This window comes from Enterococcus sp. PLH-Efm8, from assembly GCF_053011625.1.
Genome location: NZ_CP172568.1, coordinates 335,094 through 350,802 on the forward strand (window position 1 = coordinate 335,094; position 15,709 = coordinate 350,802).

10 protein-coding genes, 1 pseudogene and 1 other annotated feature are annotated in these 15,709 nt (G+C 39.0%); of the genes and pseudogenes, 5 read left to right on the forward strand and 6 right to left on the reverse strand.

Annotation, left to right across the window (positions count from 1 at the left end; translation table 11 throughout):
* Nucleotides 1-3 precede the first annotated feature (3 nt).
* A pseudogene (locus ACIFUW_RS01660) lies at nt 4-885 on the reverse strand (ABC transporter ATP-binding protein).
* A 253-nt stretch (nt 886-1,138) separates the two neighbouring features.
* On the opposite strand from ACIFUW_RS01660, the gene ACIFUW_RS01665 reads away from it, so the two are divergent.
* On the forward strand, nt 1,139-1,738 hold the full coding sequence (locus tag ACIFUW_RS01665; RefSeq protein ID WP_002294634.1) for a TetR/AcrR family transcriptional regulator: 600 nt from the start codon (nt 1,139-1,141) through the stop codon (nt 1,736-1,738).
* Nucleotides 1,739-1,806: 68 nt separating this feature from the next.
* Here ACIFUW_RS01665 and ACIFUW_RS01670 read toward each other — a convergent pair whose 3' ends face one another.
* The gene (locus tag ACIFUW_RS01670; protein ID WP_002296829.1) at nt 1,807-3,108 is read right to left on the reverse strand and encodes a polysaccharide deacetylase family protein; all 1,302 of its coding nucleotides are present in this window, start codon (nt 3,106-3,108) and stop codon (nt 1,807-1,809) included.
* 262 nt (nt 3,109-3,370) lie between these two features.
* Nucleotides 3,371-3,576, forward strand: a binding site (T-box leader).
* A 111-nt stretch (nt 3,577-3,687) separates the two neighbouring features.
* Between ACIFUW_RS01670 and tyrS the strand changes: the two genes are divergently transcribed.
* From tyrS to nhaC, 4 genes are all read left to right on the forward strand, one after another.
* Nucleotides 3,688-4,944 carry a tyrosine--tRNA ligase gene (gene tyrS, locus ACIFUW_RS01675; protein WP_002294629.1) on the forward strand — a complete coding sequence of 419 codons (1,257 nt, stop codon included), beginning with the start codon at nt 3,688-3,690 and terminating at the stop codon, nt 4,942-4,944.
* Nucleotides 4,945-5,234: 290 nt separating this feature from the next.
* Nucleotides 5,235-7,112 (forward strand): tyrosine decarboxylase, encoded by a 1,878-nt coding sequence (tdc, locus tag ACIFUW_RS01680; RefSeq protein WP_002301604.1) that lies wholly within the window; start codon nt 5,235-5,237, stop codon nt 7,110-7,112.
* A 266-nt stretch (nt 7,113-7,378) separates the two neighbouring features.
* Nucleotides 7,379-8,776 (forward strand): tyrosine-tyramine antiporter, encoded by a 1,398-nt coding sequence (gene tyrP / locus ACIFUW_RS01685; protein WP_002316652.1) that lies wholly within the window; start codon nt 7,379-7,381, stop codon nt 8,774-8,776.
* Between the two features lie 108 nt (nt 8,777-8,884).
* A complete protein-coding gene (gene nhaC, locus ACIFUW_RS01690) occupies nt 8,885-10,252 on the forward strand; it encodes a Na+/H+ antiporter NhaC (RefSeq protein WP_002286385.1) in 1,368 nt (455 codons plus the stop codon).
* 280 nt (nt 10,253-10,532) lie between these two features.
* Here nhaC and ACIFUW_RS01695 read toward each other — a convergent pair whose 3' ends face one another.
* The 4 genes from ACIFUW_RS01695 to ACIFUW_RS01710 are packed head-to-tail and all read right to left on the reverse strand — an operon-like array spanning nt 10,533 to nt 15,526.
* Nucleotides 10,533-11,552 carry a LacI family DNA-binding transcriptional regulator gene (locus tag ACIFUW_RS01695; protein WP_002294628.1) on the reverse strand — a complete coding sequence of 340 codons (1,020 nt, stop codon included), beginning with the start codon at nt 11,550-11,552 and terminating at the stop codon, nt 10,533-10,535.
* A 21-nt stretch (nt 11,553-11,573) separates the two neighbouring features.
* The gene (locus tag ACIFUW_RS01700) at nt 11,574-12,581 is read right to left on the reverse strand and encodes an aldose epimerase family protein (RefSeq protein ID WP_002301606.1); all 1,008 of its coding nucleotides are present in this window, start codon (nt 12,579-12,581) and stop codon (nt 11,574-11,576) included.
* Nucleotides 12,574-13,239, reverse strand: a complete 666-nt coding sequence (gene pgmB, locus ACIFUW_RS01705; protein ID WP_002301607.1) for a beta-phosphoglucomutase — start codon at nt 13,237-13,239, stop codon at nt 12,574-12,576. Before pgmB ends, ACIFUW_RS01700 begins: the two co-directional genes overlap by 8 nt.
* Entirely contained in the window at nt 13,232-15,526 is a 2,295-nt protein-coding gene (locus ACIFUW_RS01710) for a glycoside hydrolase family 65 protein (RefSeq protein ID WP_085811457.1), read from the reverse strand. Before ACIFUW_RS01710 ends, pgmB begins: the two co-directional genes overlap by 8 nt.
* Nucleotides 15,527-15,709 lie beyond the last annotated feature (183 nt).

The following is a 15,709-nucleotide window of genomic DNA, read 5'->3' on the forward strand; positions in this document are numbered from 1 at the left end:
TCCTCATCCTTCATAATGTCTCATGAATAAATCCTCAAGAGTCGGTGGAATAGATTCAAATTTTTTCACACCTAATTTGGACGCTTCAGCTAAAATCACATCGAAAGCTTCGTTATCAGCAGCAAATTGAGCGAGGTGACCTTTTTGCACAAAGTCATGGACACCGTTCAATTGTGCTAAGTGACTATTCTCTGCTTCTGTTTCTATAGTGATGGTCGAACGAGTCAAATGACGCAATTCATCGAGTGTTCCTTCTTCTACGACTGTTCCTTCGCGTATGATCACGACTTTATCCGCTAGTCGCTCGACTTCACTGAGAATATGAGAAGAAAGTAGGATGGATTTGCCCTGTTCTTTCAATTTTTCAACTTCTTCTTGGAAAATCGTTTCCATCAAAGGATCTAAACCAGAAGTAGGCTCATCAAATAAATAGAGATCCGAATCAACAGCCAAAGCAGCAATCAAGCCCACTTTTTGGCGATTTCCTTTTGAATAGTTTTTTGCTTTTTTCTTAGGATCAAGAGAGAAACGTTGAATCAGTTCATCTTTTTTTTGAGCACTCCCTTTTCCATGAAGCTTCATGAAGAGATCGATGATCGCTCCTCCAGTCAAATTTCCCTACAAAGAGATATCGCCTGGAACATAAGAAAGACGTTCATGGATAGATAAACTATCTTCCCATACATCTTGCCCAAAAATCGTTGCCGTTCCGCCGTCTTTTTTTATAATCCCTAAAAGTGTCCGAATCGTCGTGGATTTTCCAGAACCATTTGGTCCGATAAATCCAACGACTTCACCTGAATGTACGGTGAAAGAGACATCTTTTAAAGCTTCGAAACGACCAAAGCTCTTTTTCAAATGTGTGACTTTGACGATTTCTGCCATAAAAACCCCACTCCTTTTTCTAAAAATATATACTAAACAAGATTAAATAGTTTAATAAAAAGGTTTTATACCTTTTTATAAAACTTTTTTTATTATTTTAGTACATAATATTCTTTTTATAAATTTCTGTCAATGAATTCATAAACAAGGAATTGCTAGCTTGATACTTTCTCAATAGATAGTTATAATAAACCTCAGAATAAATTTGAACTATATATATTATAAAAGTTTAAAATTACGGGAGGCTCTACAAATGAACGGTTTTGAAAAGAGAGCACAAGAGAAAAAGAAAGAGATTTTACAAGCAGCTTTTGACTTGATGAACACAGACATAGGAACCGCTGGAGTGACAATGGATAAGGTAGCTGAGAACGCTCAGGTAAGTAAAGCGACGATTTTTAAATATTTTGGCAGCAAGGAAGGGCTGATTTATGAAGTATTTTTTGCATTTATGAATGATTTAGGGCAAGAAGCGAAAGCGTTGATTGCGGAAAATCTTCCATTTGAAGAAACACTGATTGCCATGAGTGAAAACAAAATCCGTTATCTCAATCGAGTGAACAAACAATTTTATATCGATTTGATGACATACTATACAAAAAAAGAAAAAAAAGAATTTTCTGACGCGATGGATGCGTATACGCAAGAAAGTTTCAGTATCATGCTTGATCTTTTCCATCGAGGGCGGAAAGAAGGAAAAGTGGATTTGAAATATTCGGATGAGTTCTTGATCCTCTATTTTCAAGCAATGGTAGAAGGAATTTCTAAGCCGGAGATATACGCAAAACTGCTTCCATATACAGCAGAATGGACAGAAGTCCTGATCAAGGGAATCGCACCGAAGAAGAAATAAAGCATAAAAAAGCCGAAACTGACGATAAAATGTCAGTTCGGCTTTTTTGGTTCATAAATGACGTAAAATCAAGCAGATTCGCGTGCTTCTTTGTCATAGACATCATGGACATTGATGAATGGATCAAGAATAGGATTTTTTCCGTCTAAATCAGATTGAAAACGAATGCCATCGATATTGATCCGAGCATTTCGATAGAAATCCGTACCTAATTGTCCCCAAGCTGGTGTAGAAGCATCGACATTACAGAAAATATCGAAACCTTGACTCTTCAAGTAAGCAAATTTTTGATTTTCTGCTGAATAAGGCTGCCAGTCGCTGATGTCTGCACCAAATGGATAAATCAGAATATTTGTTTTTCCTAGGATAGGTGCAACTTCTTGCTGCCACAATTCATTGTCTTTTTTTACATCTTCTAGTGAAGCTTGAGTCATATTCAAGTGACCCCATGTATGGGAAGCAAAGCTCCAGCCGTCTTTCTTCAACTGTTCCGCCACTTTTTTAGCTTCTTTAATCTCTTTTTTTGTTTTTTCATTGTCTCCATATTGAGATTTTGATGTTCGATAACCTAAAACTCCGTTGTAACCTGTCAGGGCCAAGGTACCTTTTGCGCCTCGATAAGAAAAATCAGGATGTTTCTTGACAAAGGCATCGATCAGAGGAACCATGTCAAAGTCACCGATTTCTTCTTTATCTTTCTCTTTATAGACATTTTTGATTTCATTGTTATTTGATACGACCAATCGGCTAGGAAAACCGGAATTATCCATATATTCATAATAGCTGACATCATCTTGTGAAAGAACCAATGGTTTTTTTCCTTCAGGTAGCGCAAGCCCGTTAAAGGAAAGATTTCCTTGTTCGTCTTTTTGGATCAAATCATTTAAATTAACTAAAACAAAATCATTTTGATAAAGTTGTTCGATCGAACGGTTGAATTCTTCAACAGTCACCATATAATCTTTGTATCCTTGTGCCTGTTGAGAGTGGAAGGCTTTTTGCGGGTCCACGATCAAGCTGTGGAAAAAGACATGAGAGATCTGAGTAGGATCAGACCAGTCGATCAGTTGTTCTTTCTCCTTTTTTAGTGTTTGAAGAAGCTGTTGTGTTTCAGTAGATCCGTTCTTACTATCTTTTTCCAATAACGCAATCGCTTGGTCATAATCGTAGCTTTGAGCCAGATTTTTTGCTTGAGTAACTAGTTGTTGCTTATCATCTGTCGGTTCTTTTGCTTTTTCTGTTATTTTTTTTTCAGGAATGATTGGTTCTTTTTTTGTAGATGATCGGATGACAAAAAACAAACTTAGAATTAAAATAACGATAGTTAAAGCAGAAGTGGCTCCTAAAATAATTTTTTGCTTTTTTTCCATATACCTCGTCCCTTGCTTTTTCATTTTTTTACTTGTCCCATTCCTTATTGTAACGAAGAAAGAATAAGAGGCAAAGTAAAGTGACTTCTCGATAAATTGCAGAAAAAATACAGAAAAAGTTATTTCTTTTAACAATAATTGAAAATAAAATGTTCGGAATTAGAGCGGATTCAAAAAAGAAAAAATGAGGAATTTAAAAAAAATATCCTTTTTCTGTTGACAAAGAAAAAGTTGCGCTCTATGATAGACACATATTAATAATAACAAGACGAAGATCGAAACGAAGTAGTTGTTAAAGCCAATGTTTCAGAAAGCTGGTGGTCGCTGCAAACCAGTACATGCTTTAAAGCGAATTACATTTCAGGAGTCTTTGGCAGTGATTGCCACGCGACAGCGTTAAATGTTCGAGAGGTATGTTGGATATCTAGACATACAAATTGGGTGGTACCGCGAGATTTCGTCCCTTGGCTTATATGCCAAGGGACTTTTTTTATTTCCTATCCTATCCTGAAGAAATAATTAATTACACATGCTAGCAGGTTCCTGCTTTCATAAAAAAACTACACGGAGGTCAGTAAAATGAATATTATTGATGAATTAACTTGGCGCGACGCCATTAATCAGCAAACAAACGAAGAAAGACTTCGCGAGCTCGTTGAAGAAAAGAGCATTTCACTTTATTGCGGCGTTGATCCAACTGGTGATTCGATGCATATCGGACATTTGATTCCATTTATGATGATGAAAAGATTCCAATTGGCAGGCCATCATCCATATATTCTGATTGGCGGCGGAACAGGAACGATCGGCGACCCAAGCGGCCGCAAAACAGAACGTGTGTTGCAAACGATGGAACAAGTGCAACATAACGTGGACGCACTTTCCAATCAAATGAGAAAATTGTTTGGTAAAGATGCAAATATCACATTTGTGAACAACTACGACTGGTTGTCAAAAATCTCTTTACTTGAATTTTTGAGAGACTACGGTAAAAACTTCAACATCAACACGATGTTAGCAAAAGATATCGTTGCCAGCCGTTTGGAAGTAGGAATCTCATTTACAGAGTTTACTTACCAAATTCTGCAATCTATCGACTTTTTGCATCTGCATAAAACATACGATGTGCAATTGCAAATCGGTGGAGCAGACCAATGGGGAAATATCACAGCTGGATTAGACCTAATCCGAAAATTAGAAGGACCAGAAGTAGAAGCGTTCGGTTTAACGATCCCATTGATGCTGAAGGCTGACGGAACGAAATTCGGAAAAACTGCAGGCGGTGCCGTTTGGCTTGATCCGAAGAAAACTTCACCATTTGAGTTCTACCAATTCTGGTTGAATCAAGATGATCGCGATGTAGTGAAATACTTGAAATTCTTTACTTTCTTGTCTCAAGAAGAAATCGAAGACTTAGCGAAAAAAGTAGAGACAGAACCTGAGAAACGTGAAGCACAACGCCGTTTGGCAGAAGAAGTTACAAGATTTGTGCATAGTGAAGAAGACTTGAAAGAAGCGCAAAAAATAACGCAAGCATTGTTCTCTGGAAATATTAAAGAACTAAATGCGGAAGAAATCGCGCAAGGATTCGGTAAAATGCCGAACGTTGAAATTTCAAGCACACCTGAAAATATCGTGGAACTGCTTGTTTCCACAAAAATTGAACCATCTAAACGTCAAGCACGTGAAGATGTTTCAAACGGAGCTATAAGTATTAACGGTGACCGCGTTACCGATTTAAATTTTGTCATAAATCCATCCGATGAATTCGATGGTAAGTTTGTGGTTATTCGAAAAGGTAAGAAAAATTACTTTTTGGCCAAAGTAATTGATTAGAATTTAGTAAGTTTTTACCTTGAAAAAGGGAAATACTATTACAACATTCCAATTTTGAAACCCATCCTAAAATAGAACGCTGGTTGTCGTTAATACAATCTTTGCGAGGGAGTTTACATTTGTAAATTCCCTCGTTTTTTTTAATTATTTCAAAAGTGTGAACAATTCGGATAATTGATACATATTAAAATATGATTAAAAATCAGGCCAAAACTTAGTTTACAGAATAGAAGAACAGGTGTAATGTAGGGCTCGACAAAATTTAAATATTTTTTTAGGAGGGTTTCACTATGAGTGAATCATTGTCGAAAGATCTAAACCTAAATGCCCTATTCATTGGGGACAAAGCTGAGAACGGCCAAATCTATAAAGCTTTGTTGAATGAATTGGTGGATGAACATTTAGGCTGGCGTCAAAACTACATGCCTCAAGACATGCCTATTATTACGCCAGAAGAAAAAAGCAGTGCTAGTTTTGAACACACTGTGAATAAAACAAAGGATGTTCTATCAGAAATTTCAGCGCGGATGCGTACCCATTCCGTTCCTTGGCATAATGCCGGACGTTACTGGGGTCATATGAACTCTGAAACATTGATGCCATCTTTACTAGCGTACAATTTTGCTATGCTATGGAATGGTAATAACGTTGCCTATGAATCTTCTCCTGCAACAAGCCAAATGGAAGAAGAAGTAGGAATGGAATTTGCAAAATTAATGAGCTATAAAGATGGCTGGGGCCACATCGTTGCTGATGGTTCTTTAGCAAACTTAGAAGGACTTTGGTATGCCCGCAACATCAAATCATTGCCGCTTGCAATGAAAGAAGTGACACCTGAACTAGTTGCTGGAAAAAGCGATTGGGAATTAATGAACTTGTCAACAGAAGAAATCATGAATCTGTTAGACAGCGTCCCAGAAAAAATCGACGAAATCAAAGCTCACTCAGCACGTAGCGGAAAACATTTAGAAAAATTAGGAAAATGGTTGGTTCCACAAACTAAACACTATTCATGGCTAAAAGCTGCCGACATCATCGGTATCGGTTTAGACCAAGTGATTCCAGTGCCAGTTGACCACAACTATCGCATGGACATCAACGAACTTGAAAAAATCGTTCGTGGTCTAGCAGCTGAAAAAACACCAATCCTAGGTGTAGTCGGTGTTGTAGGATCAACAGAAGAAGGAGCAATCGACGGTATCGATAAAATCGTTGCATTGCGTCGCGTATTAGAAAAAGACGGTATTTACTTCTACTTACACGTAGATGCTGCTTATGGCGGATACGGCCGTGCGATTTTCTTAGACGAAGACAACAACTTCATTCCATTTGAAGATTTAAAAGATGTTCATTACAAATACAATGTCTTTACAGAAAACAAAGATTATATCTTAGAAGAAGTACACAGTGCATATAAAGCAATCGAAGAAGCAGAATCTGTAACGATTGACCCACATAAAATGGGCTATGTTCCATATTCTGCCGGTGGTATCGTCATCAAAGATATCCGCATGAGAGACGTTATCTCTTACTTTGCGACATATGTATTTGAAAAAGGCGCAGATATCCCAGCATTACTTGGGGCTTATATCTTGGAAGGTTCAAAAGCAGGGGCAACAGCAGCCAGCGTTTGGGCAGCACACCATGTCTTACCTTTGAATGTCACAGGATATGGTAAATTAATGGGTGCATCAATCGAAGGTGCACATCGTTTCTACAACTTCTTGAATGACTTGTCATTTAAAGTAGGAGACAAAGAAATCGAAGTTCATCCATTAACTTATCCAGATTTCAATATGGTAGACTACGTATTCAAAGAAAAAGGCAACGATGACTTAGTTGCAATGAATAAATTGAACCATGACGTATATGATTATTCTTCATACGTGAAAGGAAGCATTTACGGTAATGAGTTCTTAACTTCACATACTGACTTTGCTATCCCAGACTATGGCAACAGCCCATTACAATTTGTGAACCAACTAGGATTCACAGATGAAGAATGGAACCGTGCCGGAAAAGTAACTGTATTGCGTGCCAGCGTAATGACACCATACATGAACAAAGAAGAACACTTTGAAGAATATGCTGAAAAAATCAAAGCAGCTCTTCAAGAAAAATTGGAAAAAATCTACGCAGACCAATTATTGGCAAGCGAAGCAAAATAAGCAAGGTAATCATGTTAGAAAACAGCTTGAATACTAACTGTTTCTGACGCATGTTTGGATCTGAAGAGCAAGGGGAGACCTAAGCTCTTCGATCCCTTTGTTTTGAGGTTGTCTTTGAAGAAACCCTTCAAGCAATAGACTCAAAGAATCCCCTCAAATATTCGCTGAATTGTTTCGTTTATTGCTGAAACTACTTCAAAGACATCGTTATTTTATCCAAAAAATCAAGGAGAGTGTCAACGGTGAGTAAATCTGAAGTAAGTAAAATGGGTCTTGGGACCTTTATCGGTCTGACAATGGCACTGTGTGCAACGGTTCGGAGTATTCCTACGTTAGCCGCAGTCGGTTGGACATTGATTTTTTATTCAATTTTTGCAGTTTTGTTTTTTGCCGGTCCGATATCAATGGTTTCCGGTGAGCTTTCAACGATGCTTCCTCAAGAAGGCGGTCCTCAGTTATGGGTAAAAACAGCACTGGGCAGCAAATGGGGATTTGTCGTTGCATGGCTATTATGGGTGCAAATGTTCCCAGGTATGGTAATGGTCGCTTCTACTTTAGGACCATTGTTAGGAAACACATTTGGTAATGTAGAACTTGGCAATAATCACTGGTTCGTTTTAGGTTGTATTTTAGTTATCTACTGGATCATCACGATCTTGAACTTGAAATTCGATATGGCAAAAGTCGGCGGGAACATCGGTGTATGGCTAGGGGTATATATCCCAGTAGTCATCATGTTCGTTTTAGGTGTTTTGGCAGCCTTCAAAGTCGGACTAGTCTCAAACGGCTATCTAGGTGACTTTTCATGGTCAAAAGCTTTCCCTGACTTGGAACATATTGATTCATTGAAATACTTAGCTGGTATCACATTTATTTTTGTTGGGATCGAAATGAGTTCTGTTTACATGCCTCGTTTGAAAGACGCAACAAAAAATTATACAAAAGGCGTATTTATCGCTTTGATCGGATTAGTTTTATTGAATGTCATCAATGCGATGCTTGTAGCAAATGTCGTACCAGATGGAAAAATGGAATTAGCAAATATCACGCAGCCTATCTTGATTGACTGTCAAATCCTAGGCTTACCAGAAGTGATCGGAAATATCTTCAGCTTCATGGTATTTATTGGTGTGCTTTTACAATTATCAGCTTGGGTTACTGGACCATCAAAAACAATCATCCAAGTAGCTCGTGAAGGATTCCTTCCACCAAAATTCGGATTCCATAAAGAAAACAAATACGGCGTATCTAGAAATGTCGTTCTAACACAATCAATCGTTATTTCATTATTTGCTTTGCTTTATGGTGTAATGGATGACGTAAGTGCTGTATTCTTGACACTTACAAATGCTACAACTGTTATTTATTGTATCGTGTACATTTTGATTGCTGTTTCATTGCTTAAAATGCGTAAGAAACATCCAGAATTCGAACGTCCTTACCGAATTGGTAAAAACGGAAACGGATTAGCTTGGGTAGTCAGCTGCATGCTGATCTTCTCTATCATCGTTGTCGTATTTGCTACATTAGGTACAGCGACATTGAGTGATGCATTATTAGTAGCAGCTATCACAGTGGTCATGTTCGTTATTCCATTGATCATCAATCACTTCAAGAAAGATTCTTGGGGGATTGAGGTAGAAAAAAGTTTAGAAGAAAAATAAAAAAATAAGTCTTTCAGCCGACGTTTTGTCGCTGATTTAGTAGGAGGTCCTGCCAAGTGAATAGTTTTTTCATGGCAGGGCCTTTTCATTTGAAATAGGAGATCGACGATGAATAAAAATATTTCTTTAAAAGAAAGTATCGCTGTATTGATCGTGTTGTTGGCACTCCTAGGAGTACTGATCATCGGATTCCAGCTCTCGCCACATATCCCGATCCTTGCAGCTTTCATGTGTTTGTTGTTTTATGGCAGATTTAAAAAGTTCACATGGGATGAGATCCATGACGGAATCATCAAAGGAATCACTCCAGGGATCATTCCAATCCTGATTTTTCTTTTGATTGGTGTCTTAGTTGCTTCATGGATTTTATCTGGAACCATCCCTACGATTATGGTTTATGGATTTAAACTTGTTTCTGTGCGTTTCTTTTTACCGACAGCATTTCTTGTTTGTGCAATTGTCGGAGTGACTGTCGGCAGTTCATTTACAACGATTTCGACGATTGGAATTGCTTTTTTGGGGATCGGTCATTTACTTGGATTCAATGATGCAATGACTACAGGCGCAGTCGTTTCCGGTGCCTTTTTAGGGAATAACTGCTCGCCTTTATCAGATACGACCAACTTGGCAGCGGGTATTGGAGGAGTTAATCTATTCGAACATATCGCTGGTATGCGTTATACGGATTTCCCAGCATTCGTCCTTTCGTTGATTTTTTATACGATATTAGGACATAACAGTCATTCAGCCGATCTAGCTAGTATCAATGAAATGATCCAAAACATGAAAGCGAGCTTTTGGATCTCTCCTTGGACATTGATTCCACTAGTTATTTTATTTGGGGGGGCAATCAAAAAGATTCCGGCTATCCCTACATTACTAGCGGGATCGACAGCTGCTCTCGTTCTTTCTTTTATCCATGAGAAAAGTTTGACGGTCGGAAAAGCAGCAGACATCTTGATGAATGGTTATGTCGCAAATACACCTGATCCAAAGCTAGATGAACTGCTTTCTCGAGGCGGGATCATGAGTATGTTAGGTTCTGCTAGTTTGATTTTACTTGCATTGGCATTAGGTGGGTTACTGATCAAATATCTGATCGTTGATACCATCGTTCAAGAATTAAAAGAAAAGATGGACCGACCTTCTCGTTTAGTCGGGTTTACTGCCTTGAGCTGTATCGGAATCAATCTGATCGTTGGAGAACAGTATCTGTCCATCATTCTTCCAGGAGAAACATTCAAGCGTTCTTTTGATGACGTTGGCTTATCAAAAACCTATTTGACACGAACACTAGCGGATTCAGGTGCGACCGTCAATTCTCTCGTACCGTGGGGAGTCAGCGGCACATTCATTATGGGAACGATGAAAGTTAGCGCGTTGCATTACTTGCCATTCGCCTTTTTCTCGATTCTTGCACCTGTCTTTACAATATTAGGCGGTTTTTTATTGAATCGTCGACGTGTAAAAAATTGAAGGAAGGAAAAAAGAGGCTGGGACAGAAGCGTTTAACTCCAAGAAATAAGAAGAAACTCAAGAAAATTGCTTTTTAAATTTTTGTGAATTTCAGCTTATTTCCGAAGGAGTTGCTTCTGCTTCCGCCGTTTATACGTGTTTAGAGCGTGAGACAAAAGTGTTCTTTACTTTTGTCCCACGCTCTTTTTTACAGATAAACAATGTGTTAGAAGTAGTATCTTCTTTTACATAAAAAGCTGACCATAGGATAAATGGTCAGCGTATTTAGTGAGTCAGCTATTTAGTATGGGTTTTCTAAAGGAACGACTGTCTCTCTTTTGATCAAGCGATGAGGGATGACCAAACGTACGCCACTGCTCAATTCTTCATGGATCAATTCGCGCAGCTTTTGCATAGCGACACGTCCTAATTCGGAGATATCGATATCGATACTTGTAAGGTAAGGGTGTGTTAATGTTGAGAAGATCGAGTTGTTGAAGCTAATGACGGAGAGTGTCTCTGGAATGACATAGCCGTACATTTGCGCCAACTGCATCGTGCGAAGGGCGAAGATATCGTCAATGACCACCAATGCTGTGGCTTCGTTTTCTTTCAACGTTTTCTCAAAGGACAGATAATCTTCCGGATGCTCTAGTACTACACTGGATAACGCAGGAAGACCAGCCATCATCATTGCTTTTTGATAACCGAAATATCGTTCGAAATACAAACTTTCATGAGTCGTGTTTGTCACAAACAGGATATTCTTATGTCCATTCTGGATCAAAAATTCTGTTGCTTGTTTACCTAGAAGCTGGTTATCATTATCTACATAAACGATTTCGTTCTCATGATGATAAGGCTGTCCGATCAAAGTGAAAGGGATGTGGTTTTGGTATAAATAATCAATGACAGGATCTTGACTATCTGAATACACTAGAATAAAACCATCTACTTGTTTTTGTAAATGCATACGCTGGACGTTCTCTAACAGCAATTCAAAATTTTTAGCAGTAGCGATTGCTGTAGTCATATCATAATTCCGCGCTTCTTCGTTGATTGCTTCCATGATCTCAAGATAAAATGGGTTACCGATCCGCTCTTTTGAATCAAGAGGGGGTAAGATTACGCCGATGGCACTGGAAATGCGTTTTCCTAGATTGCGGGCAGTCATGTTAGGAACATAACCTAGTTCATCCATAATTTTTCGGACTTTCTTCTTTGTTGTCTCGGAAATACTAGGATGATCGTTGATGACACGAGAGACGGTCGAGGTGGCAACACCGGCTTTTTTCGCCACATCTTTTACGGTAATAGCCATGATAAAAACACCTTTCTCTTGTTATTGTGCAGAGAACCGATAAATCGTCTGACTGATCCGTTCTTGACCAGGATGGAGGTTGATCGATCCAAATTTGGGGAAATGAACGATATCAGGGATTTCTTGCGGTTCGATTGCTAATCCGTAGTTTGAATGCATCTGTTTTCCATTGACAGAGAAATCAGCTTCGAATCCAGTCGTAGAAAATAATACCATACTTTTATTAGAAGTTGCTATAGTCATTTTGCGACCAGAATGCTTCTCGAATAATTGTAAGGAAGTTTTGGAAAGCCTAGGATGATGCAAAAGAAATACATCATCTAGTCCATCTGGATAACATGCAAGGATCTCTTGCAGTGTTGGGGATTTTCTAAAGTCGATTGGCAGTTCTTCTTTTTTTGTCCAATTTCCAGTAGGCAGTTTTTCTTGATCTAATTCAAGCACACCATCTAAAAAGACCGTTAACTGATGTTCATAGATGTCTCTTGTTCCATTTCCTGAAAGGTTGAAGTAGGCATGGTTGGTCGGATTGCAGATGGTTTCAACAAGGCTACTAGCAGAGGTTGTCATCTCTAATTCGTTTTTTGTTAAACGGTAAGTGATCGTAGCAGTGATTGGTCCTGGATAGGTAGAAAATTCATCTTTTAAGTAAAAGACCACACCTATTGATGATGGAGTTTTGAAAACTTCTACTTCCCAAAATTGGAAAGACCAGCCTTTCGTGCCACCGTGGATATGGTGTGATCCGCAGTTTTTCTCCAATCTATGCTCACCCCAAGAAGCATCCCGGATCCTTCCGGCTACAGGTCCGACAGTTGCTCCAAAAAAGCTTTTGTCTGTTAGAACATCTTCGAAACGATCGTAAGACAATAAAACATTTTCTGATTTTCCTTCTTTGTCTGGTGCGAAGATTTGGTGCAGGCGGGCACCGTAATTGAGAAGAACGACTTCTAAGTAGTCGTTCTTCAATGTGATTTTCTTTATTTCAGTCTCTGGAACTGGTACGACGGAGATTTCTGGATTATCCATGGTCATGCCACTTTTCTTTCAAGTAATCGATCGTAAGAAAAGTCGTATCAGGGACAAGCGGGATCTCCTCTCCAAGGTCTTCAGCACGTCCCACGCCAATTGGTTGAGCGCCACTTGAGAGGATGGCTTGGATACCGGCTTGCGCGTCTTCGATCCCGATACATTCTTCTGCTTTTAGTCCGACAGCTTTTGCTGCAAGGAGGAAGATATCTGGCGCAGGTTTTCCGTTTGTTGCTTCTGCCGGGTCGGCAATAGCATCAAAGTAAGGTGTAAGACCCATTTTTTCAAGTAGGAAAGGCCCGTTTTTACTTGCAGAAGCAAGAGCAATCTTGATTTTTTCTTCTTTTAAAGAATCTAGTAAAGGCACGACTCCGGGGAAGACATCTTTTGGTTCGATCGTCTGGATCATCTCTAAATAATAATCGTTTTTTCTTTTCGCTAATTCTGCAAATTCTTCCTTTGAAAAAGAGTGTTCTTTTCCGCCATGAGCTAAAAGCAAAGAGAGTGAGTCTTCTCGGCTGACGCCTTTTAGCTGTTCGTTGAATGTACGATCGATCGTAATGCCGATTTCCTGACCAAGCTTTCGCCAAGCACGATAATGGAATTCAGCAGTATCGGTAATGACACCGTCTAAATCAAACAATACCCCTTTAAACATTTGCTTCCTCCTTTCTTAGCGTTATTTCTAGACGATCCGCTAAAGAATAAGACTGTTCATAGACGTAAATTTCTAGAGGAGAACCTTCTAATAACTCGAAAGTAACTTGTTCATCTGTGACTGAGATGAACAATAAACGTCCGCGATAATTGATATGGAAAGAATAAGCTTTCCAAGTTTTTGGCAGAAATGGTGCGAATCTCAACTGATCATGGGCAGTTTTCATTTGAGCAAATCCTTGGACAATCGACAACCAGCTACCAGTCATGGAAGTGATGTGCAAGCCGTCTTCTGTGTCGTTATTGTAATTATCCAAATCCAAGCGAGCTGTTCGCTGGTACATTTCTACAGCTTTGCTTTCCATTCCTAATTCTGCTGCTAAAATCGAATGGATACTTGGCGAAAGGGAAGACTCATGGACAGTCATTGGTTCATAGAAATCAAAGTTTTTTTGTTTTTCTTCTTTTGTAAAAGTATCATTGAAGAAATAAATCCCCTGTAGTACGTCTGCCTGCTTGATGAAGCAAGATCTAAGGATTTTGTCCCAAGACCAATGCTGATTTAGAGGAAGATCGCTTGTGGGAATATCGGATACAGGCATGAGATCTTTATCTAAGAATGTGTCATGCTGGACAAAGATTCCTAATTCTTCGTCAACTGGGAAGTACATGTTCTCTGCGATATCTTTCCATTTGGCTAGTTCTTCTTCGCTGATAGTGATAGTAGCTTCTTTTTGATAAGTTAAATAATTTTCTCGCGTGTAACGCAAGACCCAAGCTGCGATCGTATTTGTATACCAATTGTTATTGATATTGTTCTCATATTCGTTTGGGCCGGTCACACCGTGGATCATGTATTTATTTGCTCGTTTTGAAAAATGGACACGGTCTGCCCAGAAGCGTGCTATTTCTGCTAAAACTTCCAGTCCTTCATTTTTCAAATATTCCGTATCGCCGGTGTAATTCGTATAATTGTAGATTGCATAGGCAATCGCGCCATTTCGGTGAATCTCCTCGAATGTGATTTCCCACTCGTTATGGCATTCGACACCAGCGAAGGTGACCATAGGATAAAGCGCGCCTTTTAATCCTTGTTGCTGAGCGTTGTGGATTGCTTGCGGCAGTTGATTATGCCGATATTTCAGCAGATTCTTAGTTACTTCAGGTTTGGCTAAAGCAAGATAAAGAGGGACAGCATACGCTTCTGTATCCCAGTAAGTGGCTCCGCCGTATTTTTCTCCTGTGAATCCTTTGGGGCCGATATTCAATCGTTCATCTTCGCCGTAGTAAGTAGAGAATAGTTGGAACAAATTGAATCGAATACCTTGTTGTGCTTCTTCGTCTCCTTCGATGACCACATCGGCAAGCTTCCATCGTTCTGCCCAAGCCGCTGTTTGCTCTTCTTTTGCTTGGATATAATTGTTTGTCTGGTTCGTTAATTCTGAGACAGCTTTTTCTGCTTGCTGCGCTTCTGGAATATCTCTACTAGTAAGAACGATAATTTCTTTTTCCACTGACCATGTCTCACCTTGAGATAATTCCGCAGACAAGCAACCATGTAATGCTAAAGTATCTTCGTGATAGTCAGGGATGACTGATTTTCCATTAACGAAATGGCGCATTGCTGCAGTAACAGTAAATTGTTCAATCCCAAAGTTGTTTGGAATAGTTTTAGTCGTCAAATAGCCGATTTCTTCTATAGTTCCACGATCAATCTCATTCCAAAAATGTTCATCATAGTTGCTGTCTTCGTTTTGAACATTTCCATCCAATTTTGATACGAGTTTGACTGTTCCGCTACCTTCAAGCATTTCTATAGTTAAATAGATATAAGCTGATTCTTTTTTGACAATGCTCAGAAAACGTTCGAAGGAAATGCGTACTTTATTAGTAGAAGTAGTGATTGTGAATGTACGAGATAATACACCATTTTTCATATCTAATTCCCAGTAAAAGTCTTCTGGTTCCAAAGAAGCCAAGTCGATCAGCTGATCGTTGATCGAAATATCTATCGCGATAAAGTTCAAGGCGTTGATCACTTTTCCAAAGTATTCTGGATAACCATTTTTCCACCAGCCGACACGTGTCTTATCGGGATACCAGACACCCGCCAAATAAGTACCTTGATGGTGGTCCCCTGAGTAAGTTTCTTCAAAGTTCCCGCGCATCCCCATATAACCGTTTCCAATACTTGTTAAAGATTCTTGCAGTCGAAGATTTTTTTTATCTAATTGTGTCGTGCTGATTTTCCATGGATCAATAGCAAATAGTCGTTTGATCTGTTTCATTTTTCTCCTCCTAATGAGCTGTTTTATACGTTCATAATAAACGCAACCGATTGCACAAGTCAATAGACAAAAGAAAATATTTCATAGAAAAAAGCATAAAAAAATAAATTTTTAGGAGAAAATTATAGAAGGGAACACACGCATTATAGGTTTTCTAGAATGGTATAGACAGAAAAATAAAAA

Bases quoted from the DNA above. Each gene is read 5' to 3' on its own strand.
- ACIFUW_RS01665 (WP_002294634.1), top strand. From the start codon at position 1,139: ATGAACGGTTTTGAAAAGAGAGCACAAGAGAAAAAGAAAGAGATTTTA.
- tdc (WP_002301604.1), top strand. From the start codon at position 5,235: ATGAGTGAATCATTGTCGAAAGATCTAAACCTAAATGCCCTATTCATT.
- ACIFUW_RS01710 (WP_085811457.1), bottom strand. From the start codon at position 15,526: ATGAAACAGATCAAACGACTATTTGCTATTGATCCATGGAAAATCAGC.
- ACIFUW_RS01695 (WP_002294628.1), bottom strand. From the start codon at position 11,552: ATGGCTATTACCGTAAAAGATGTGGCGAAAAAAGCCGGTGTTGCCACC.
- ACIFUW_RS01700 (WP_002301606.1), bottom strand. From the start codon at position 12,581: ATGGATAATCCAGAAATCTCCGTCGTACCAGTTCCAGAGACTGAAATA.
- tyrP (WP_002316652.1), top strand. From the start codon at position 7,379: ATGGGTCTTGGGACCTTTATCGGTCTGACAATGGCACTGTGTGCAACG.
- tyrS (WP_002294629.1), top strand. From the start codon at position 3,688: ATGAATATTATTGATGAATTAACTTGGCGCGACGCCATTAATCAGCAA.
- pgmB (WP_002301607.1), bottom strand. From the start codon at position 13,239: ATGTTTAAAGGGGTATTGTTTGATTTAGACGGTGTCATTACCGATACT.
- ACIFUW_RS01670 (WP_002296829.1), bottom strand. From the start codon at position 3,108: ATGGAAAAAAAGCAAAAAATTATTTTAGGAGCCACTTCTGCTTTAACT.
- nhaC (WP_002286385.1), top strand. From the start codon at position 8,885: ATGAATAAAAATATTTCTTTAAAAGAAAGTATCGCTGTATTGATCGTG.